This window comes from Planktothrix tepida PCC 9214, assembly GCF_900009145.1.
Classification (GTDB): Bacteria; Cyanobacteriota; Cyanobacteriia; order Cyanobacteriales; family Microcoleaceae; genus Planktothrix; species Planktothrix tepida.
Window position 1 is genome coordinate 993,357 of sequence record NZ_LN889782.1, and the last position, 23,088, is coordinate 1,016,444.

A 23,088-nucleotide genomic window follows, 5' to 3' on the forward strand; every position below is an offset into this window, starting at 1 on the left:
TAGGCAACAGAGGGGTTCAATGTTTAAAATTCTAGTTTAATTATTCTGAGAATCAGATGGATTTTTAACGTGTTTTACTGCTTGAAAAAATTGGTCTAGGGAGAGAGAATGGACTAAACTCAGGGGATAAGCAGTTTCACTAATTGTTTTAGCATAGGTGGCTTTTAAATAGGGACGATAGGTTGAATCTTGATTGATATACACTTCAAAGAAAGCAAGACTAAAAGCCCGAATATAATCATTAACAGGTTCGGGAACTGGAGCTACAATTTCTTTTAAAGAGGCACTCATACTTTGATTCATTGCGGTTAAATTTAGATTAATATGGCGATCGCCTTCTGCTAAGAGTAAATATTTATCGGGTGTTGTTAACCAAGTATAGGAGCGAACTTGTTCCCAAGCCACAGGAGCGATATTATCTTTACCACTGGTTTTCCAGAATACCGGAATCTGAATTTTGCTTAAACTTTGTTGCCCAAAAATGCTACTATTAATCGGATTCATCAAAAAAATTGCTTGAACCCGTTCATCTCTCAAATTATAGTCTTTTTGAGGTATTTCTAAGGCTCGACATTGAAAAATTTGGGCGAGATTAACAGAATTAAATGCCGAGTTACAGTCTTGTTTTAAGTGATTAAAATCAATTTCTGCTCCCCCTAAAGCTAAGGCTGTATAAGCACCAAAAGAATGCCCTGCAACGCCAACTTGTTTCAGGTTCAGTTGACCGTTAAATTCCGTTGTATTCAAGCGTTCTAATTCATCTATTAAAAACTGAATATCTAGGGGTCGGTCAATAAATTCACTCACTTTGAACCCATCGGATGCGTGACCCGATAACCAAGCTTGAAGTTGATTGGTATCACTTCCCGGATGTTGAGGGAGAGCAACGACAAATCCATAAGATGCTAAATGTTCGCCTAAATAGGCATAATTTTTTCGATTTGCAGCTAATCCATGAGAAATGATAATCACAGGAATTGCGTTAGGTTTTCCGCGTTTGACGGTATTTAAGGGTGTGGGAATATCAAGATCGACAATCAATTCTCGATGACGTTTGGAGTCTGTTAAGGTTAGGGTTTTGGAGGTAACATCAAAGTCTCCAGTTTGCTTTAAATCAGGTTTTTTACTAAAATCTGAAGCCGGGGATAAGGCTGATTCTTCTAAGGATAATTTAACAATTTCTGTAATAATAGAATTAGTTTCTTGTACCAGAATATTGACTTGTTCTCGGAGTTGAAAAATCTTGTGGATATTTAATTGAATTTCTGCTGCTGGAAATTGACGTAAAATATTGAGTAAGGTGATGCCTTCAGGATCTTGATTAGCTCTCATTAATGCTATTTTAAGCGCTTCCGACCCATTTTTAAGCGTTGATAAATTGTGCGAATCGGTTTCGGATTGAATAATATCTCCCAGTTTATTCAGAAATAATGCTCCTGTGGGGGAATTTAAAAATTGAGAAATTATTATAGGATCTAATTGATGCTGATCTAATAATACTGTTTTAAACTGATTTTTATCAGTTTGATTTAATAACAATAAAAAGCTTTTTAATTCTGGATCAATTGTTCCTGATTGAGCATAGTTTTCTAACGCTTGTACGGATACAGAAATTTTAGCTTGTCCTAGGGCTAAAGATACATTTTCGGCTGCTTGTACGGGAACAGCAGAAAAAGCCAGGGCGAAAAGTCCACCCAGTAGAGACACAATTCTTCGCCGATTTAACGATAGATTTAATGTTAAGCTAGATGGGGCTGTAATCGCCAGTTTATGTTGATTCATAATTGGGTTAATTGCCTCTAAATATCAGTTACAATGTTCTTAGAAATCCTATCTAAATGCACCCTAATCATTTCATAACCATCTTAACAGATAAGGAAGTCATTGATCAGAGCCTTATTAAAAGGTCACATCATACCCTACTCCTGAGATCTGATTCAATTTTCCCCTTTTGGTTCCTAACTCCGGTCAAAAACCCAATACCATTAAATTTGGCCCTGATTCTCACTCCTTACTTCAGTCTTTTAAGCTTTATCTTCCTGATGGATTTTCAAGGTTGTAAGTGAGTTAATAGGGTTTTCATTTCTTCTAATAGAGACTCAACTGATAGATTAAAGGGTAAGACTTTTAGGGGAAAACTAGAGCTAAAGCGTTGTAAATGAACCATCATTTCTTCCCAGGAATAATTTGGGATTTCGACGGAAGATGAAGATTTAGTTTTACGTTTTTTGTCGAGGGATTTACCTTTGACTTTAACATCAGATTGTGCTAAAATTAATACAGGAATCTTAGCTTCCATTTTTTCTAAAATCGAGAGAGCTTCAACTAAATTAGAAAAAGATTGTTGTCGAAAACAAATCAACATTAAATCTAAGCTTTTACATTGAATTTTCTGAAGAATTTCTTCCCAGCCTTTGCCCATAATGCTCCGAAATCCAGCAATTTCAATATATTGAACTAAGGCTTGCTCAATTTTAATATTAGCATTATTGGGAGCATCTAAACAATCAGAATTAACCGTTGAATGTCGAACTGAGGTGGAAGATTTAGGGTTTAATATGGCTTTTGAAGGATGATCTTTAGTGTCTACAGGATGACTTAATTGCTGTTGCGGTAAAACGGAAGAATCGACCACTAAAATACTCGGTTTCCAACTTAAACGGGTCGCAATTTGGATCACTTCTAATAAAGCAGAACCCATAGCCAGAGAAAAAGATTGAAGACTCATCCCATCATCTGAGGGACTCGCTAAACAGGGAAAAATTGATAAATTTTTAACTTGATTTGCAACTTGAGTCGTTACAGGGTCTAAAGTCACAATGGGTAAATGGGCTAAACTTTCTTGTTGACTAATTTCTGTTAACAAATATAATGGATTTTTAACAGACCCATCTCGTTCTAAAACGATAATATTAGGATGCCAAATTCGAGCAATGAGAGCAGCTTGATTAATATCATCGGCTTCTAAAATACGACACTGGGAGAACTGCGATAAAAATAAAGCAGAATGATAAATTGAGTTAGGCTTGTCTAGGGTATTTATTGGAGTTAAGTGATGTTGATCTCCTGATAAACTTAACCAGAGAATCATTAACTGTTGAGGCTCGGAAGATGAAACCTCTGGAAGCAATTCTACTAAGATTTTTTCTAATTCTGCTCCTTGAACAGGAAGACTCAAAAAGCCATCACAATGATTCGCGGTGGCTCGTTGTTTATCCCCTAATGTTGCTGTGACAATGACGGGAATTTTATGGGTTTGTACATCAGTTTTTAATAAAGTTAAAACATCCCAACCGGACAATAAAGGAATTAAAGGATTAAGTAAAATAATCCTCGGTTGGAGGCGACGGGCTTTTTCAACGGCTTCTGTTCCTGAACGAGCAATTACGACCCGATATCCTAAATGGGTGAGTTGTTCATTCAAGGTTTGAATAAAGTGGGGAACCGTTTCAACCACTAAAACTAAACGAGATTGTTGAGGAGAGGAAGAACGAGAAGACGGTAAAAATTCGGGTTCCTCTGAGGAACTATGATTCCCTAATTCCCAATTACATCGAGGGGGACTCGGCGGTAATAACAAAGTAAATTGACTGCCTTTATTGGGTTTAGAAATAAAGCTGACATCTCCCCCATGTAATCGCGCTAACCGTTGGGTTAAAACCAACCCTAATCCTGTCCCTTCAAATTTCCGGGTTAGAGGACTTTCAAGTTGTTGAAATTTCTGAAAAATCAGATGTTGTTTATCTTCAGGAATGCCAATTCCTTTATCCCAAACGGTAAAAGCAATCCAATTTTCCCAACGACTAACTTGTAGACCAAATTCGCTCCCATCGGGAGTAAATTTGAGGGCATTACATAATAAATTGACTAACATTTGTCGCAAGCGTAATTCATCAGCGACTAAGGTTTCTAAACCGGGTTTAATCTCTAAGGTAAATCGACTTTTCAGTTGTTCTAAAATTTCCGCTTGTAGTTTAATATCGGATTTATCTTGACTTTGGTATTGTTGCAAAGTCATTTCAAAAGCGCGTTCACAAACTGCCTGAATTTGTAAAGGTTCTGGGACTAATTCGAGTTGTCCCGTTTCCATACGAGTTAAATCCAAAATATCGTTCACGACTAACATTAGATGACGACCGCTTTTATGAATCAGTTGAGCATAACGCGCTTGTTTTTCGTTGAGTTCTCCTAATGCTTGATCTTTTAATAAACTCGATAGACCTAAAACCGCAGTCAGGGGAGTTTTAAGCTCATGACTAATACAGGCCATAAACTCATCTTTGAGGCGATTAAGTTGAATTAAATCAGTATTTTTTGCCGTTAGTTCTTGGGCGACTCGATGCTGTTCTGTAATATCTTGAGCTAAGACTAACCAGAGGTCATTGGCTTTATTTCCTAAACATAACGTCATCTCCCATTCCGGGTTTAAATGTTGGCGAGTAAATTGCCAAACTCGTTCTTGATTGTGGGCGATGGGACAAATACAAATATAAGTATCCGGTTGGCTACCCAATTGACACCAACTCGGCATTTGTAAGGTGGGTGAATTCGAGGTTAAAGGTTGAGAAACATTCGTTAAATGACGGCTTGGAAATCCAGAATCGATTGAGGATTCTAAGGAGGAAGTTGGGTATTTTTCAGTGGGGGAAAATGTTTCACTGGCTTCTGACCAACGGGTTACTGATTCAGCGACTTCTTGCAAAACCTCTGAACCTCGACCAATTAGGGATCGCCATGCTAAATTTTGATTAACAATGGTGCCATCATCACTTTGAATCATTAAGGGAATGGGCAGTTCATCTAAAAACTGAATTAAATGCTGAGATACGCTAAAATTTCCCGTCGCTAACACATCTAACTGTTGATGAGGTTCTGAATTGAAGTCTAAAGTAGGGGAAGGTCGAGGTTGTTGAATCTGAGTAAAGCGTTGAGAATATTGGGCTAAATATCGTAAGACTTGCAAACTATTAATTAATCCAATAAACTCTCCTCTGTGATTAATTAAAGCCGGGGATACGGTTTGAGGGAGGCTATTTTCTAGTACCGGATGGGAACTTTGATATTGTAAATATAGCCAAAAGTCTTCTAAGCTTAAATGGGAGGGAACGCCAATAATCGGTTCGAGAATAGTAGACAAAACCTCATTGAGAAAGGGTTGTTCAGGGTCGGGGGAAGTCGGGAAGGTGGTGTTGAGGAGATAGGGAAGAAACCGATGTAGGGAAATTAGACCTAAAGGATAATGTTCAGAATTGATAATCACAACTTGTTCCGAGTTCCCCTGAGAAAAAATAAACCGCAATGCTTCTAAGGGCGAATCATGGCGACAAACAGGAACCACCTGCATAAAGGTTTGGAGGTCAGCTTGGGGAGACATAAAATGTAAATCCTCCAGATGAGATAATCATCTACTTAAAGCAGACAAGTGGTAAAGTGTGCGTGTCAACTCCCTATAGGAATAAAATAAATCCCTAAACAGTCTGTTAATCGTACCTTTGATATTTCTATTGTGATAGATCAGGGTTAAGTTTGCCAAAATTTAACGATTTCCTAAACAAGCTTAAAGAAATTAAAAGTTTCTCAACCTTATCTAGGGTAACTTTAATAAAATATTGAACCCCAGCCATTTACCCCTATTTTCCCATTGGTTTCGTTGCCTAAACAGTCACAACCGTTGATCTGGGGTATACAATATTCTATCCTCTCGAACACCTATTCCCTAATATTATAACTCTATAATGGATACCTGCTAGTTTTTACGGCTGTCTAATTGGAGTTGCAATATTATTTTACATTTACAAAAAACAAGGATAAGATCAGTATTTATCCTAAAAAAAAGAAGATTAATTCTTTTCTCTAAGTTGATTAAATGGCTATCAAATGCTATAATCTGTAATTAAAATTTATTTTTAATATTTTCAGTTTATGGTGAAATCTAAAATACCCCAGTGGAATCGATTTCAAAATATACATCCGTCTTCCCGAAAATTTTTACTGCAATGGGTCAGTTTATTTTGCTTTTGTTGTCTAATTATTATTAGTTGTACTCCCCATCAAACGAGTCATCAATCTGCTTCTACTTCAGCCAATAACGGACGAATTACGATTGGAACCACCTTAAAAGCTCGAACCTTAGATCCCGCAGATGCCTATGAACTGATGTCAGGAAATATCTTGTATAATTTAGGCGATCGCCTTTATGATTATGAACTAGGAACTAATCAACTGGTTCCTAAGTTAGCCACCGCTTTACCGACGGTGAGTTCCGATGGATTAACCTATACGATTCCCCTGCGAGAAGGCGTTACCTTTCATGATGGAACTGCCTTTAATGCCGCAGCCATGGAATTTTCAATCAAACGATTTATTCAAAATGCAGGTTCTCCCTCTTCCTTATTATCTGATGCCATTGATACCGTTCAAGCAACGGGAGACTATGAATTAACCATTAAACTCAAACAACCTTTTTCTGCCTTTCCTTCCCTTTTAGCCTTTTCAGGAATTACAGCCGTTTCTCCTCAATTTTATGAAATTGGAGAAGGTAAATTTAAACCCAATGAATTTGTTGGAACGGGGCCTTATAAATTAAAATCTTCAGAAATTGATGTCATTCGCTTAGATGCCTTTGAAAACTATTGGGGAGAAAAACCTGCCAATAGCGGAATTGATATTCAACGATTTTCGAGCGCCTCTAATTTATTTAATGCCTTTCGCAGTGGTGCTGTTGATATTGCCTATTTATCCTTAAATGCCGACCAAATTTCGAGCTTAAAACAAGAAGCAGAAAAAGGCAATTGGCAAATGATAGCAGCCAATGGCAATAACATTAGTTATCTGATGATGAACGTTAAATCAGAGCCTTTAAATCGTAAAGAAGTCAGACAAGCCATCGCTGCTTTAATTAATCGTTCCGTGCTTAATGAACGGGTATTACAAAATCAAGGAGAACTACTATATAGTTTAATTCCCACCACCTTTACCGATTATCAACCTAGCTTTAATTTACAATACGGTGATGGCAATATTGAAAAAGCGAAACAACTCTTAACTCAAGCCGGATATACCCCAGAAAATCCAGCAATTGTTGAACTTTGGTATGCGTCTAATTCCTCTAATAAAGGGTTTTTAGGATTAACGTTAAAAGCCTTAGCAGACCGAGATTTAGGCGGGTTACTCGATTTACAACTCAATAGTGTAGAATCAACCACAGCCTTTAAATATTTAGAGGAGGGAATTTATCCAACTTTTGTTTTAGATTGGTATGCCGATTTCCTTGATGCCGATAACTATATTCAACCGTTTTTAGACTGTAGTAAAGGTTCAGCAGAAACCGGATGCGAAAAAGGAGCGAGTCAATATCAGGGTTCTTTTTATTATAGCGATCGCATGAATCAATTGATCGCCCAAGAACGTCAAGAACAAAATCCCCAAACTCGCAAAGCGATTTTTGATGAAATTCAAAAACTCCTAGCTGAAGATGTTCCCTATGTACCCCTTTGGCAAGATAAAACCTTTATTTTTGCTAAAAATGGTCTTGAAAACATCCGTTTACAACTCACTCAACAAGTCCCCTTCTGGACAATTAAAAACTCAAATTCCTAACGATGAAAAAACGACTTCTATCCCTATCCATTGCCACTCTATCCCTTTTATCAATAATCAATCTAGCTATGGCTTCTGACTCCTTAGTAGGAACTAATTGGAAATTACTCTCCTGGGGAACTGAAAAATCCCCCCAAACCCCGTTAAAAGAAACGGAAATCAGCTTACAATTCCAAGAGGATCAAATTAGTGGTTCATCCGGTTGTAACCGTTATTTCGCATCCTACACCCTGAAGGATGATCAATTAAAATTTGGTGTAGCTGGGAGAACTCAAATGGCTTGTCCTGAAGAAATTATGAAGCAAGAAGATCAATTTCTCTCGGCTTTACAATCCTCAAAAACATTTACCCTTAATTCTGAAGGTCAACTGCAAATTACCTATAAAACCGATCAAGAATCTGGGGTAATGATATTTACACCCAATCAACCTGAATAACCCGTAGTGAGTCCTTCAGGACTCAAATATAGAGAGTCCTAAAGGACTCACTACTTTTTATGGAAATTAATGTTGAGATATAATAGCGATTAGTTCAGGTTTATTCATCTTTGAATATCCTTTTATCTTTCGTTTTCTCGCAATTTCTTTGAGTTTAAGCACAGTCATATCACTATATTTTGGATCTCTATGAGTAGACTTGACAGTTAATTTTTCAACTAACTGAGTCAACTTATCAACAATAGCCGTTAAATGATTAACAGTATTTTCAAGCTGTTGTAATCGATTGTTAATTTGTGTATTTTCAGAAGATATCATTTGAGATAAGGTTTTAAATTTAGCCTGAGTTTCTTCGTGATCTCGTTTATGTAATTCCATCCATTTCGACAGCTGTTGTGTTAATTGTACTTCTAATAGTTGTTCATCTTGTCTGATAAGGTCTGGAGTTATAGCTTGAATAGAACCACCGCCAAGCAATTGTTCCAATTCGGTTTTCATGGTTATTGCTTGTTCATCTGTTAAATCAAAAACCCAAACCCAAAGACGCTCAATTTCTAATTCTTGAGCGACAATACACCAATCTGCACCATAAACAATTTCATATTCTTTTTCTTCATCATAAGCTTGGGTTCGTCGCACCACTAAAGACACTAAATTACTTTCATGTTCCCTCAATGTTCGTGCTAAAAGTTCTCGTCTTTCCAATAGAATATCTATTGTTTCTGCATTCGGTATTGCAATTTGAAACGTATAGATTTGACCATGAGTAAGGGGTTGAATTCCTAAATAAGAACCAATTTGAACCCGACGATCTGATAAACTCATCGATTTTAATTCCCAATTTTAGAAACTTTAACTAAGTGTTGAGCCAAGTCCAGATAACGTTCACTTGCTTTTTGTGCAGTTTCCTTTTCTTGAAACGTTAGTTGATCATCAAATTCAGAAGAAAAAATCGGGTATCCTTTATCAGGACAGTTAGAAACAATATTCAGCCGAGGAACCCAAGTATGTTCTGGAAATAAATCAATGGTATCTTGTTCTCCGACTTTATCTAATATCTCAAAAATACGACTTCTCATCGACAGATTAAAACTAGAAGAACGTTGATCATACATACTCACAACAATTCCTAAAATTGGTAACGCTTCCTCTTTATATTCTCCGATTTTACGAGCTTGTTCAATCACATATTCTAAGGCTCTAACCGGATAAGGAGATAATTGTGTGGGGATTAAAATGCCTGAAGAAGCCATTAAAGAAATCCCATTAACTTTACTAAAAGACGGAGGCGGATCAATTAAAACAAAATCATAATGATGATTTTTAAGCTTTTTAGCTAAAACTCTATCAATATCAACAATTCTCACTAAATCCGGTTCCATATTACTTAATCGAATATGGGAGGGAACTAAATGTAACTTCAGATTTCCCCATTGTTTTTCAATCACTGTATCCTCTAGTTTGACTCTCGGATCAATTAATAAATGGGTAATATCTTTTTTTCCTTGATTTTCAATATCCTCTAAGGGGTCAATTCCTAAACCTGTTGTTAAGTTAGCTTGAGCATCGATATCAATTAAAAGCACGTTATAACCTAAATGATTTAAGGCGGCTCCTAAATTAATTGTCATCGTGGTTTTACCCACTCCACCCTTATTATTAAAAACAGTAATGATCATCGATTTATTCTCCTGATTAGAATTAGTAATAAATTTGGATTCTGGCTGCTCCAAATTCTCTCCTGATAATTTAGGAGGTTCGGAATTAGGCTTTTTACGCCGATTAAATAATCCTAACATAGTGGGATTTTGGAATGAATTGGCAATCGCCCTTAAAAACCGAGTATGAACTTTTTGTTGACTTTTATGTAACGCTTGACTAAATTTTAATCCTATTTTTTTACCCAATAATTTACGCACGAGTTGAAAATCTTGAATCAGTTGGGATTGAGAATAGGTTAAAATTGTATGAATATCTCCACTATAATTATAGAGAATTCTAAATTCATAGCCATTGGTTAATAATCCCAAAATAGCTCCTGACTTTCTCATATAATCATGAATTTGCCAACTCGAATAAACAATTTTTTTCTGAGGTGCTTTAACTTCAATGATTAAATAGGGGGGATGAGGTGCAACGGCATCATGGGGGTGAACACAAAAATCAACTCTAACTTTATGAATAACAATTTGTTCCTGCCAGTCCTTGTCATTATAGCCTAAATTTTTCAATAGAGGGATAATAATATTTTGCTCAATATCCGATTCATTACTGGTCGGTGTAATTGATGTAAACCCCTGAGCAAGAGAAAGCGTTGAATGGGTTAATGACATGAAGTGAACAGATGCACTTTTTTCTGATAATACCTATCTAATTTACAAAAAACATCCGTTAAATTACTGATTTTAGTAAATTTAATATAACCGATGATTCTTCTCTAATACGGATTAATGATCAAAATCGTAGTGAGTCCTTCAGGACTCTAATAGAGGCGTGAACGCCTCACGACTAAAAAACCCTCTGCCATGAGCGCGAGGGTGTAAGACATTAATTAAGATGGGAATTTTAATTAATTCTGGTATTCCTTAAAGGAAAGATACGCATTCTCAGCATCATATAAATGGCATTGATCCACAATATGAGTCATTAAAGACCAGGAAAAATCAGACTCAGGATAGAGATATTCACCCCAATTATCTTGGATAATTTGATAAGCTTTCCGTAAATTGTAGGAAGGAATAGCCGTGGAAATGTGGTGAGGAACGTGAACATTAATATCGTGACAGAAGAACTCAACCCAAGCCGGATAATTACAGTGAACAGTTCCCGATAATTGAGCTAAAGCTTCATCCCAATCTTGGGGTTCTTTAAACTGAATATCGGGAGCCGTGTGGTGAACGAGAGTGAAGGTACTCATCCAGAAATGGTAAACGAGCCAAGGCATTAACCAGAATTTGACAAAACCCCAAACTCCGATTGTATAAATTAATGTGGGGAATGCGATCGCAGCACATCCTATCACAAATAAAGAAGAAAATTTAACGTCTTCTCGTTCTTTTCCTTCAAATCTGCGCCAATCAAAGTGAAGAATTGCCCAATGCAAAATTGAGGCTAACCACCACAGCCGTCCCCGTGTTAATTTATAAGCAACTTTTACCACTTGGGGCGACGCTTCATAATTTTCGATTGTCCAGGGTTCCCAAGCGTTATCTTCAGTCAGTTTATTGGTATGTTTGTGATGATGATTATGCCCTAAACGCCAACTGTGGAAGGGATAAATTAAGGGAAGAAATGTTAAATGTCCGACTACATCATTCACCCAACGACGGTTAGAAAAAGAACGATGTCCGCAGTCATGACCAATAACGAAAAAACCCGTTAAGGCTGTCCCAGTAAAAATCCAAGCAATGGGGAGTAAAAACCAGGGAGAATAAGCAATAGCCAAATAGCCAACAACAACTAGAACAACACTACTCAAAACAGTCAGCCAAGCTTTTTTGGGATCTTTGAGGAAGACTTCACGAGGTAGAGTCTTTATAATGTCTTTTAAACGTAGATTTGATGTGGAATTAGCAGAAGATGCTAGGGTTTGAGGTTGAACAGATGATAATGTCATAGAGTCTTATAAACGTTTAAATCCCTCAGCACTAAGGGCTAGGGTAAAGCTAAAAGAGCGTGATTTTTTGTCCCCATTGGGCGATGGATAGCTCGATAAATTCCTCAATTTGCCATGAAAAACTTCGCCTGCACTGGAACGGCAGGTAATTCCATCCCTAGAGACTATGGATTAAAATCCTATCAATGGGAATTTAATCCGTTTAAGCTCGACTCCAATAGCAACTTTCTCTCAATAGAGTCCGCCAAAAACTGAGGCGTTTAGCAGTCTTTGCCAAACCCAGCTTGGGATGATCAGCCTGGGGAGTTGAACTTAGGTGCCCCCTCAGCGAGCCTGTGCGGCTGAGGTTGTTTCTTGGCGCTGTTGCTTGATGGTTTGCAATTCCAAGAGCAAGGTTTCAACTTCAGCGTGCAGGTGCAAAAACTTGACTTGCTGGTCAGCGCTGTACAGGTTTTTCATAGCATCAATCGCCAAAGGCTTAGAAAGGACACAACCGGAAGTCCGGTTTTGTGAAGGGGTCTCTAAGGTTTGAGAACGAGATGCAGTCGATGAACGATTGGACATCAGCAGTTGATTTGACATCTAAAAAATGTTTAGCTCAACAAATCTTAACTATATCCTACCCTGAGCGTTTACTCCTATTGAAAAAAACATCAAAATTGATTGGTTTTTTCACGGAATGTAAACGAGAAGGTAAACTAAATAAGGAATACACCCAACGGCTGATCCTGTCAACTGATGTAGTTTATGGATTTAAACCGTTAAGTGGGTTCTTGGTATCATAAATCTGTTAATTTGTCAATCCTTAACCGGATTATTTTTCATTTATTAATTACTACCGAGATGACGTTGACTTTGCCTACAACCCAGTCCTCTTTAAAGTGCTGGCCCGGTCTGATTGAAGCCTACCGCAACTATTTACCTGTTTCTGAAGCAACACCTGTTATTACCCTACAAGAAGGCAACACGCCCTTGATTCCTGTCCCCACCATTGCTGAGAAAATTGGCAAACAGGTGCAGGTCTATGTGAAATATGACGGACTCAACCCCACAGGCAGCTTCAAAGACCGGGGCATGACGATGGCGATTTCCAAAGCCAAAGAGGAAGGCAGCAAAGCCGTTATCTGTGCCAGTACCGGAAATACTTCGGCGGCGGCGGCGGCCTATGCCCGTCGGGCCGGAATGAAAGCCTTTGTGTTGATTCCTGATGGCTATGTGGCGTTAGGGAAATTAGCCCAAGCCTTATTATATGGGGCGGAAGTTTTAGCAATTAAGGGGAATTTTGACCGCGCGTTGAATATTGTCCGGGAGATGGCTGAACATTACCCGATTACCTTAGTCAATTCCGTCAATCCCTATCGTTTAGAAGGTCAAAAAACCGCCGCTTTTGAGGTGGTAGATGCCTTGGGAGATGCCCCCGACTGGTTATGTATTCCAGTGGGAAATGCCGGGAATATTAGTGCCTATTGGATGGGATTTTGTCAATATCATTCTGTTGGGAAATGTTCTCGTTTACCCCAAATGATGGGATTTCAAGCGGCGGGTGCCGCACCGTTAGTATTGGGTCATCCCGTAGAAAACCCGGAAACCTTAGCCACAGCCATTCGGATTGGAAATCCGGCGAGTTGGGATATTGCGGTGGCGGCGAAAGATGCCAGTAAAGGCAGTTTTAGCGCCGTCACCGATGCAGAAATTCTGGATGCTTACCGATTATTAGCGTCTGGGGAAGGGATTTTCTGTGAACCTGCGAGTGCTGCGTCCGTAGCGGGATTATTGAAAGTGAAAGATCAGGTTCCAGAGGGGATTAAAATTGTTTGTGTGTTAACCGGAAATGGATTAAAAGATCCTGATACAGCTATTACTCACAGCAACAATAAATTCAAAGCTGGAATTGAACCGGAAATGGAAGCGGTGGCAAAAGTAATGGGATTTTAATTGATTATTTGTAGAGGCGTTGAATGCAACGTCTCTACTAAGTTATTTACAGTTAAGTTTGATGAACCGATTCAAGAATTTTTTGTTTAATTGGGTTCAATTTCTGTTCTATCCAGTCTGGTACTTGATCTTCTTGTAAAACATCTGCTCCTAAATCTAAGTAATTTGCTGTCGATTGCTCATAGATGTTTTGTCGCTCTAAATAATCGGGAGAATCTTCTTTTGGAGGAAGTGTAATCACAGCTATGGGTAAATCTTGATTGCACTTCTTAACATTTTCAATAGACCAAGAAAGTGCTTGTAAAGAATTTTCTGGTGGATTGATTTCAAATGACAAACCCTGCGCTAATAGATAAGGATTCCCATTCGCAACGGCCACATCAAATTTAAACTTTTCTCGCTTTCCATAAAGTTCATATTTTTGTTTTATTAAAGTTTTAAATTGCTCCTGATTTTCCTGACCTAGCCAGTTTTTGAAAGCTTCTTTGACACTAGAAGTTGCAACTCTAGCAGCCTGTTGTCGATCGCGGAGTTTAGATTTATAAAGTGATGGAATTGAGGAATTTATAGCAATATCTTTATAGCTTTTATCTCTATTAATGAGGGAATTATGAGGATCAACAAGGAAATCTTCAACAATATCGTGGAGTAGTTTATCTACATCAGCTAGAGAAGGATGGGGTTCTGTAAACTGAATACTATTTCTCCACCCTCGCACAATTTCTGTTAATCGCTCGTGTTTAGGAATTTCACTTTCTTCATCTCCTGGAAACATTAACCCACGAGATGCTGTTTCTTTCATTCTTGCAGCAAAGTTTGTTAGAAAGTCAATATTTTCCATCCCGAAATTACGAACACGCTCCCAGTTTGATAAAAACTGTACACGAACTTCCTGATCCGAGAAAGCCACAACACCAATATTAATCCGTTCATTCGCAATCGGATTAGGAACATATTGAATAATACTGTATCTGCTAACCATAGGCTTTGGTGTTATGTCTTGCTTGGATGGGTTAGAGAAGATTAACTAACTGTTGTTGCCTCTTAACTAAGTATTCCACCATCGTAACTCGTTCTTCCATTTTAAGCCCCCATTGCTTAGGAGGTGCTGCAACGGCTTGAATAATCATATCTTCAGAAACTTGATCAAGTTGTTCTAAAGCATTTATGATTTCTGGGGACTCGCGGCTTAAAGAACAGAGTCTGCTTAAACGAGTATCTAACTCAGCAGCCGGAGCTTGACTGAGAGTTTCCTGAGTCCAGTTTGGCCCGCCAGGGAAAAAATGGCCATGATCGACAGAATAAACTCGATTAGGATACTGTTTTTCAAAGAGAAACTGATGATCCTTAGCCAAAACCCAACCATACAATACACACAAACTCGCAAACCGAGGAATATTTTCTGCTGGGTGAGTGCGAAACTTAGTTAAATCCCTGTCATCCTCACAATTTTGGATAAAAAGAGTAGCGTGTGCTGTCCCTGCTGTAAGGTAATTATATCGAGGCTCGCATTCCAAAAGATCAGGAGAAATTTCAACAATTCTAGGACGACCAACTGGTGCACCTAAAGCCATTCCTAGTCGTGCAATAATTTGATCATTGACAATCTGACGACCTGCCTGTTGGCCTTTAATAATATAAGTTTGTTTATCAATACATCGAACAGAGACAGGACAGGCTGAGGTCTTCCAACCCCAACCATCATTAAATCTTTCAACAAGCAGAGGTTCTTCTGGGTGAGCGATAGCAGATTCTAAAGCATCTCTCCATTGTTCTTGTTGTTGCTGGTGGGTTGGTTTACTATTCACAAATTAACCTTAGAAAGTCAGGTTATCTCAACTAGCTTAATATAGGCAGGAACAGACAAACAAGAGCATTCTACCTATCAACAGCACATTTTAATCAGGATTTAAAATGTAAATGTTGTTCTAACAATACCAATAACCGCATCATCATTATTATTATTTTGGGCGGGTGCTGTTAACCAAATTAACCCAGGAGTGATTGCAATATAATCATTTAATCGATATTTATAAAACGCTTCAATATGAAAAGGGACATCGTTAGCCGGAGGAGGATTATCACTACGATAGGGTTCTGAACCAATGACTAAACCCCCTAAATTACCTTCTTTACCAATATCAGGAAAAGCCAAGCCAACGGCATAATACCAAATATCTGCATTGCCATTTCCCGGAGAATTTTTAGCTTGGGTATAACCTAAATAAGCATTCATAGCAAAATGGGGACTAAATTGATAAAATCCTTCTAATCCATAGGAATTGGTGCTCATGTGGGGAAAGGGTTTGTTGGCTTCCAAGGTTCCAACTAAGGGAAACGTAGTCCCAAAATCAAAAATTGCACCCCTATTTTTGTAGGCATTCACATAGGTTAAACCGATGCCAAATTTAGGTTTTGGACTCCAACGAATTTGGGTTAAAGCGGTATATTCACCATTGAATAAACCTTCTCCGTTTCCAGCATTGCGAGCATTACTCGCCAAATAAGCTAAACTGAAAATCCATTGGGGATTAAGTTGGTAATTAGCGGCTATTCCTGCGCCTCCCCCAATTCGATAAATAGGACTCGATGAGGCAAATTCTGATAAAGCCCGACTTCCACTGGTTCCACTGTCCAGAAAGGGACTGAGGGTCGGAGCGAGATCGAATAATACACCGCCAGCAGCGATCGCATTAACGGAGAGTCGGGAATTAACGGGAAAGGAATAAGCAAGACGACCATTGCGAATCTCATCATTGGGATAAGTGAGATTAACGGTGGTTAACCCCTCTGCGGAACCGCCGGGTAAAGCTAATTGAGGAGCATTTCCCCCAAACATCCGAAAATAGAGGGTATCTTGACCCGTAAAACTGGTTCTAAAGTTCAGTCGCACTCGATGTTGAACCACTGGAATATTATTACCATCTACTAATCCACTAAACCCATTAGAGAAGGTCGTAATGGCTTCCCCAGTGAGTTTTGTTGTGGTGGAAAATTGATTGGCTTCAACTTCTGCTATACGAGCTTCTAAGACAGTTAAGTGACCGTTTAAAACGCTAAGTTCAGCCGCAAATTGTTCTTGTAGTTTTTGCAGAAGGGTTAAATCTTCCAACGAGATCAAATGTCCTGTATTCGCTGCGATTATCTCATTAATCCGAGATAAACAGGCATTCAATCCGGCAGCAAATTCAAATCGAGTTAAGACGCGATCGCCTTGATAACGATTATCCTCATATCCAGTAATACAGCCATAGCGTTCCACCAAAGATTGCAAAGCTTGAAAGGCCCAATCCCCCGGATTCACATCCGATAAATAAGAAACTGAGGTAACATTAAATACCCCATCATTCGTCTCCGTATTATTGTCAAGATCAGCAAGTTCGATTTGTTCCTGAATGCTTTTAGTCGCATCTATTGGGGGTTCCGGTGCTGCTAAAACTGTTAAATAGCCATTCAGTCCCATCGCCAAACTCATCGACCCTATCACCACTTTCTCAAAAAATCTATATCCCATTTTTGTTGACTATTGACTGTTAACAGGTGTGGAACACGCATCTTGCCTGTTCAGTGGGGTTTCAGGTTTCACCAAAGGAGTGTCTATTATCTCTCCTCTTCCCCCTGTCTCCCTGTCTCCCTGTCCCCCTGTCCCCTTGTCCCCCTGTCTCCCTGTCTCCCTGTCCCCTTATCCCTCCTCAATGGGGGGTAATTGAGGTAAGGGTTGTTGAGTTTCAGGAAGTTGAGGAATAGAAGACGAATACTCGGGCTGATTTGCTATTAACGTCGGTAACACAGTGGTTGCAGATTGAGATTGATTTTGGGCTTTGGTGAGTAAATCAACGGTATCGCCTAACGCCGTTGTTAAACTATTGCGGGTTTCCAGATGAGCCGCTTTTTCGGCTTCTAAGGCTTCCATTAATTGATGAATTTGTTCACGAGAGCGATCGCGTTCTAACATTGCTTCAATTAATTTAGCTTTCACCTCATCCAAGGTTTTTAACTGATCCATTTCTTGGCGAACTGCGACCCGCACCTGTAACTCATTCGGAAGCGGAGATAAACGTTGCCATCGTTCTAATTCTCCCCGCAGTTCCCCCACCTGTTCTAAATACCGTTGGGCTTCTTGGCGTCGTTGTTGGGCTTCGATATTGTAGCGTTGTCGCCATTGGTCAGAACTTTCGATCGCCGCATTCAGATCCCGTTGGGTTTGTGCCAACTGTTGTTTCAAGCGTTTAATTTCGTCTAGCCACTGTCGAACATCCTGGGTCATAGAACTTAGGGAAATCACAAATCGAGCAACTTATTATCTTAAGATTTTATCGAATTGCGGGTAAAGTCTGTTAAATCTGATTCAAATACTCGTCAATATACACTTTCAGGGTTTCTAAATTCTGTTCAATTTTCGTGATCAGTTGCGAACACAGAGAAAGGTTCTGCTGTTGTGTCGCATTTTCCAATTGATAAGCCAGTTGAGAAATAATTGTTGCTCCCACATTAGCGCTAGAACCCTTGAGGCGATGAGCATATTGTCGGAGACTCGCAAAATCTTGATCTGTAAGGGCTATTTCAATCTGACTAAAATCTTGATGGGTGCGATCTAAATAAACCGCTAATAATTTTTTCTGAAAGTCTTTTTTTCCGCCAGAAATTGTTCGCAAACGTTCGACATTCAAAGGCGTTTGATCCGCAGAACTAGAAGGAATTTTTGCCTTCGTTAATCCTGAAGTTCCTAAAATTTGGGGTTGGTGACTTTTAGAATGAATGACCTGAGCCCATTTCATTAAAACCGCTTCTAAATCTTCGGGTTCAACGGGTTTACTCAGATAATCATCCATGCCAGCCGCGAGACATTTTTCTCGATCCGCAGGTAAAGCATGGGCGGTCAGCGCAATAATAATCGTATGACGACGATCATGTTCTTGTAATCTTAATTGTCGAGTTGTTGCATACCCATCTAAGAGGGGCATTTGACAATCCATAAACACCACATCATAGGTTTTCTGGCTCAAAATTTCCAAAGCTTCCTGCCCATTATTAGCTAAATCTGCTTCATATCCTAATAAACTCAATTGATTTAAAATCACCTGTTGATTAATGGGATGATCCTCGGCTAAAAGAATCCGTAAGGGGGTTTTGGGTTGGGTATCTTTTCCCTGACGATAGGCGGAAGCGTCTTGACGTTGTTGTTGTAAACTAGATGAAATTTGATTCGCCATTGCAGTCAATAACGCATCAAATAAACGAGACGCTCTGACGGGTTTAATTAAATAACTCGCAATTCCTTGCTGTAACATTTGTTCAGCGAGATCTCGTTGATTCATCATGGTCATTAAGACTAATTTAGTTTGGGATAAATTGCGATCGCGACGAATCACGTCCGCCACATTTTCCCCATTTCCCCGTAATAATTGTTGATCAAAAATTGCCGCATGGTAAGGTTCCCCTTGAGTCGCTGCTTGGCGCAATAAAGTTAATGCTGATTCTCCATCCATTGCTTCATCTAACTGCATTCCCCAGGATTGAGTTAAATAGCGAATGGCTTGACGAATGGTAGCGCTACTATCAACAGCTAATAGCTTTAAATTCATTAAACTCGGTGGAACTAATCGATTTCTTGTCGCTTCTCCCGTCAAGAATTGAGCCGTAAACCAAAATGTTGAGCCTTGACCTAACTGACTTTCAACCCCAATTTCACCCCCCATTAAATTTACTAATTGCTTAGAAATTACTAATCCTAATCCGGTTCCCCCATATTGACGAGTGGTGGAAGCATCCAATTGAGAAAAACATTGAAAAAGTTTTTCCTGACCTTCAGTAGAAATCCCAATTCCAGTATCGGAAACTTCAAACCGTAATAACGTCATTTTAGAGGTACTCGAAAGTTGCTTGACCCGCACCACAACTTCTCCCTGGGAGGTGAATTTTATGCCATTTCCTAATAAATTTAATAAGACTTGACGCACGCGACCCGGATCTCCGCGTAACGGGCGGGGGACTTCCAAATCAACAATAATCGCAAGTTGTAACCCTTTTTCTTCCGCTTGAGTGGCGACTAAATCAATCACGGTTTCTAAACAATTTTCTAAATCAAAATCTAAGCTTTCCAGCTTCATTTCTCCGGCTTCTAATTTAGAAAAATCCAGAATATCATTAATAATCGCTAATAAATGTTCCGCACTCATACGGACACTTTGAACAAAATCCTGTTGTTTAGGAGTTAATTCTGTTTTTAATAATAATCCCGCCATTCCCATAACTCCATTCATCGGAGTACGGATTTCATGACTCATATTTGCTAAAAATTGAGACTTAATTCTGGCATTTTCTAAAGCCGCTTCCCGTGCTTCTACTAACTCATCAATTCGATCCGCCGCAATCACAGCACCACCGATTTGTTCATTCGGTTCATACCAAGGATGAATCGCCCAGCGAATAATACCTTTTGTGCCATCGGCATCATAAAACACATCTTCAGCACTTGAAATAATCTCCCCTTTTAAAACCTGTTTAAACGCTTTTTTCCAGGTATCTGGCATTTTAGGAAAAGCTTCTGGGTATGGAGATTTAAGGGGGGAAGACTGTTGTTTTAATCCAACCAAACCAAAATCAGAAAGCCATTTATCGCTATAGGCAATGTAACCCATTTCTCGATCAAACATTGCCATTGCAACGGGAGCATGGGTAATAATTTGTCGCAATTGTTGACGTTCTCGTTCAATGGCATCTTCTATTTGTTTTCGTTCGGTAATATTTCGACCTGTTCCATACATTAATCCACTACTAGCAACCCGAACACAATTCCAAGCAATCCATTTATAGCTATTATCTTTACATCGTAATCGGGTTTCAAAAGAAACAATCAAAGCTTCTTGGGTATTTTCATCACTAATAGTTTGTTCAACAAAACTTAAATCATCGGGATGAACCAGGGATAGAAAGGAGGTTTGTAGCAATTCTTGAGGAGTAAAACCAAGAATTTTTTCCGCAGAAGGACTGACCCGCTTTAATTTTCGATCTCGGTTGGCAATCATTAAGAAATCAACGGATAATTCAAAAAAGCGATCGCGTTCTAATTCTAATTCTTTCCGAGATGTAATATCTTCAATTACCGTAATCCCATAGCGTTTTTCTTCCCCTTGCCAGTAGGGAGATCGATCTAACCATGACCCTAAAGAAACCGTTAAATTAATCCAAACAATTGAACCATTTTTCCGAAGATAGCGTTTTTCAATTGAATAACTAGGAATTTCTTGATCAATGAGCTTTTGAAACAAATATAATTCAGCCTCAGCATCATCAGAATGGGTAATATCAAATAACTTACATCTTAATAGCTCATCACGGGAATAGCCAACAATATCACAGAATTTTTGATTAACTTTTAGCCATTTTCCAGACAGAGAAATATGGCCAATTCCGACAGCAGCTTGTTCAAATGTATCTCGAAATAAACGTTCTTGTGCATGGGTTTTAGCAATTTGCATAGCTAATTTTTGATCTAATTTCTGCATTAAATAAATGGCAAATCCTGAGCCAATTATACCCATCCCTGTGACAACAAACATGGAAATCCAGATCAATTTTGTTTGCTGATTTTGTAGACTTCTGCCAAGTTCGAGTAGACGTTCTTCTTCACTAATAAATTGATTAATATCTTGACGAGTAATCTGCATTTGTATCCCCGTCTTTTTTAATAGATTTTGTAAAAACAGCGACTGGTTCGGCGATGGATTAGGAGATTGAGTCGTATTTAAGTAAAGTTTTAAGAGTTCTTGGGATTGATTAATAGCAGTTTCAATCTTTTGAATTTGAGCGGTTTGATTGGACTTCTCGGCAACTAAATCTTTAAGTTTTTTGATAGAGGATGGTAAATTTTTTAAGGTTTCTTGGTAAATGTTTAAATAATGCTTTTGACGAGTTAACGCATAATCTTTAACCCCCATTTCGGCGGTTAAAACTTGAGTCAATAACTCTTGAGCTTGATTACGCACAAGATAACTATGGCGGACTCCATTTCTCGCCTCTTGGCTTTGGTACTGAAAGATCGCAACAATCACCAAACCAATGGTTAAACTTGATATGGGAATTCCAATAATTAGACTGGCGCGATAACGCTGAATAAACTTCAGCCACTTAGGTAAGGAATTAGTAAAATCTGTGTTCATATTTTATAGCAGGGAACAGGGAACAGGGAGAAAAGGAGTTTAAAGTTCTGGCGCTGATTCTATGTTATCCCTAATGTTTCGATATGATTCCTATGACCATTCCCATAAATCCATCAACGAATAATGCTCTCTACAAAAACACCGCTCAGAAGCGAGAGCGGTGCATAGGGGGTGTTATGGGTGTTATCTACTCAAAACAATAACAGATGGGAACTCGGCTTGGAGTACAAGTATGTGCTGGTTTGCAAATTGTCACAAGTCCTAGGTTGTCTGTCGTCGCGTAAATATAGGGATGTAACTTATGTCTTCTTCATTAAAACCCTAGAAAAGATTTAAGAAATCATTCAAGGGTTAACCGGGTCAAAATCCGATCTCCTAAACACCATTATTTTTTAATTGTCGCAACTGTTTAAAGGTATATTGTCTTAGCTTCATCGGTAAAACTGATAAAATCAATGCCATTCCCGCTTTAAGATGGGAGTGGGATTTTCCCCGCCAAACCAATTTTTGTCCGGTTAGAGTTTCTCCCACTTCAATTAACCGTAATCCTAATAATAATTGTGTTTCAATTAAACGGTATTGACGAATTGATTCGCAAGTTGCAGAATCAAATTTAAAGTTATTTAAATAATTTAATTTATCCCGTAAATAGGGAATAGCTCGCTTGATTGCTTTTTGTTCCTCATAAACCCGATATTCCATTAATCGTTTTGGTAAATAATATCCTAATTTTCCTGCTAAAGCTAACCGGACAAATAAATCATTATCTTCACAGTTCTGTAAATTAGGACGCATGAAATCTACATCTAATAACGCTTGACGACGAAATAAGGTCGCTCCTATCTGAAAACTTTGTTGAATAAAAACGACTTCTAATAAATTCTGAACAATTCCTTCTGTTAAGTTGGTTCTTCCCCAGTGTTGAGAGTTTTGTTGAGTTGAGGCTTCATCTCGCTGAGTATTGATATCAATAATCCAGTGATCGGTTCCGACAAAATCTATTTCAGGATTTTGGTCTAAAATTTTAGTTGTTTTTTCTAAAAATTCAGGAGTCAGGCGATCATCATCATCAAATTTAATAAAATATTCCCCCGTTGCCACTTCAAAACCTGATCGCATATTATTACTTTTCCCGATATTTTTAGGATGACGAATATAATGAATCCGAGGATCGGAATATTGCGTTATTAATTCGGGCGTTCTGTCAATTGATCCATCATCACAAACGATTAATTCCCAATCGGAATAGGTTTGTTGTTGAACACTTTCAATGGCTATTGGTAATAGGTGACAGCGATTAAAAGTTGGGATACAAACGATAACTTTTGTCATAAGTTGC

15 protein-coding genes are annotated in these 23,088 nt (G+C 38.6%); 3 read left to right on the plus strand and 12 right to left on the minus strand.

Features of this window, described 5'->3' with window-relative positions:
- Positions 1-36 precede the first annotated feature (36 nt).
- Positions 37-1,782: an alpha/beta hydrolase gene (locus tag PL9214_RS07305; protein WP_083579909.1), complete on the minus strand. Its 1,746-nt coding sequence runs from the start codon at positions 1,780-1,782 to the stop codon at positions 37-39.
- 268 nt (positions 1,783-2,050) lie between these two features.
- The gene (locus PL9214_RS07310) at positions 2,051-5,374 is read right to left on the minus strand and encodes an ATP-binding response regulator (RefSeq protein WP_072718126.1); all 3,324 of its coding nucleotides are present in this window, start codon (positions 5,372-5,374) and stop codon (positions 2,051-2,053) included.
- A 548-nt stretch (positions 5,375-5,922) separates the two neighbouring features.
- Between PL9214_RS07310 and PL9214_RS07315 the strand changes: the two genes are divergently transcribed.
- Together PL9214_RS07315 and PL9214_RS07320 are read left to right on the plus strand one after the other, a co-directional pair.
- Positions 5,923-7,599: an ABC transporter substrate-binding protein gene (locus PL9214_RS07315; RefSeq protein WP_072718127.1), complete on the plus strand. Its 1,677-nt coding sequence runs from the start codon at positions 5,923-5,925 to the stop codon at positions 7,597-7,599.
- Positions 7,600-7,667: 68 nt separating this feature from the next.
- Positions 7,668-8,036: an META domain-containing protein gene (locus PL9214_RS07320; protein WP_186440302.1), complete on the plus strand. Its 369-nt coding sequence runs from the start codon at positions 7,668-7,670 to the stop codon at positions 8,034-8,036.
- Between the two features lie 66 nt (positions 8,037-8,102).
- On the opposite strand, the gene PL9214_RS32205 is transcribed toward PL9214_RS07320, so the two are convergent.
- The 4 genes from PL9214_RS32205 to PL9214_RS07340 form a co-directional block, all read right to left on the minus strand.
- The gene (locus PL9214_RS32205; protein ID WP_072718129.1) at positions 8,103-8,861 is read right to left on the minus strand and encodes a Rho termination factor N-terminal domain-containing protein; all 759 of its coding nucleotides are present in this window, start codon (positions 8,859-8,861) and stop codon (positions 8,103-8,105) included.
- Positions 8,862-8,866: 5 nt separating this feature from the next.
- Positions 8,867-10,369, minus strand: coding sequence for an AAA family ATPase (locus PL9214_RS07330; RefSeq protein ID WP_072718130.1), 1,503 nt, complete (start codon positions 10,367-10,369; stop codon positions 8,867-8,869).
- Between the two features lie 236 nt (positions 10,370-10,605).
- Complete coding sequence (locus tag PL9214_RS07335) at positions 10,606-11,652, minus strand: fatty acid desaturase (RefSeq protein ID WP_072718131.1); 1,047 nt, start codon at positions 11,650-11,652, stop codon at positions 10,606-10,608.
- A 324-nt stretch (positions 11,653-11,976) separates the two neighbouring features.
- Positions 11,977-12,216, minus strand: a complete 240-nt coding sequence (locus PL9214_RS07340; protein WP_139294990.1) for a hypothetical protein — start codon at positions 12,214-12,216, stop codon at positions 11,977-11,979.
- Between the two features lie 279 nt (positions 12,217-12,495).
- Here PL9214_RS07340 and thrC point away from each other — a divergent pair, with 279 nt between their 5' ends.
- Complete coding sequence (gene thrC, locus PL9214_RS07345) at positions 12,496-13,587, plus strand: threonine synthase (protein ID WP_072718704.1); 1,092 nt, start codon at positions 12,496-12,498, stop codon at positions 13,585-13,587.
- Positions 13,588-13,639: 52 nt separating this feature from the next.
- On the opposite strand, the gene PL9214_RS07350 is transcribed toward thrC, so the two are convergent.
- The 6 genes from PL9214_RS07350 to PL9214_RS07390 all read right to left on the minus strand — a co-directional run bounded on the left by PL9214_RS07350 (position 13,640) and on the right by PL9214_RS07390 (position 23,081).
- On the minus strand, positions 13,640-14,569 hold the full coding sequence (locus PL9214_RS07350; protein WP_072718133.1) for a DUF3037 domain-containing protein: 930 nt from the start codon (positions 14,567-14,569) through the stop codon (positions 13,640-13,642).
- Between the two features lie 31 nt (positions 14,570-14,600).
- Positions 14,601-15,395 carry a HipA family kinase gene (locus PL9214_RS07355; protein WP_072718134.1) on the minus strand — a complete coding sequence of 265 codons (795 nt, stop codon included), beginning with the start codon at positions 15,393-15,395 and terminating at the stop codon, positions 14,601-14,603.
- Between the two features lie 101 nt (positions 15,396-15,496).
- Positions 15,497-17,101, minus strand: a complete 1,605-nt coding sequence (locus PL9214_RS07360; RefSeq protein ID WP_083579910.1) for an iron uptake porin — start codon at positions 17,099-17,101, stop codon at positions 15,497-15,499.
- Between the two features lie 168 nt (positions 17,102-17,269).
- Positions 17,270-17,854, minus strand: a complete 585-nt coding sequence (locus tag PL9214_RS07365) for a hypothetical protein (protein WP_072718136.1) — start codon at positions 17,852-17,854, stop codon at positions 17,270-17,272.
- Positions 17,855-17,924: 70 nt separating this feature from the next.
- Positions 17,925-21,749 carry a PAS domain S-box protein gene (locus PL9214_RS30030; protein WP_083579911.1) on the minus strand — a complete coding sequence of 1,275 codons (3,825 nt, stop codon included), beginning with the start codon at positions 21,747-21,749 and terminating at the stop codon, positions 17,925-17,927.
- A 375-nt stretch (positions 21,750-22,124) separates the two neighbouring features.
- A complete protein-coding gene (locus tag PL9214_RS07390) occupies positions 22,125-23,081 on the minus strand; it encodes a glycosyltransferase family 2 protein (protein ID WP_072718137.1) in 957 nt (318 codons plus the stop codon).
- Positions 23,082-23,088 lie beyond the last annotated feature (7 nt).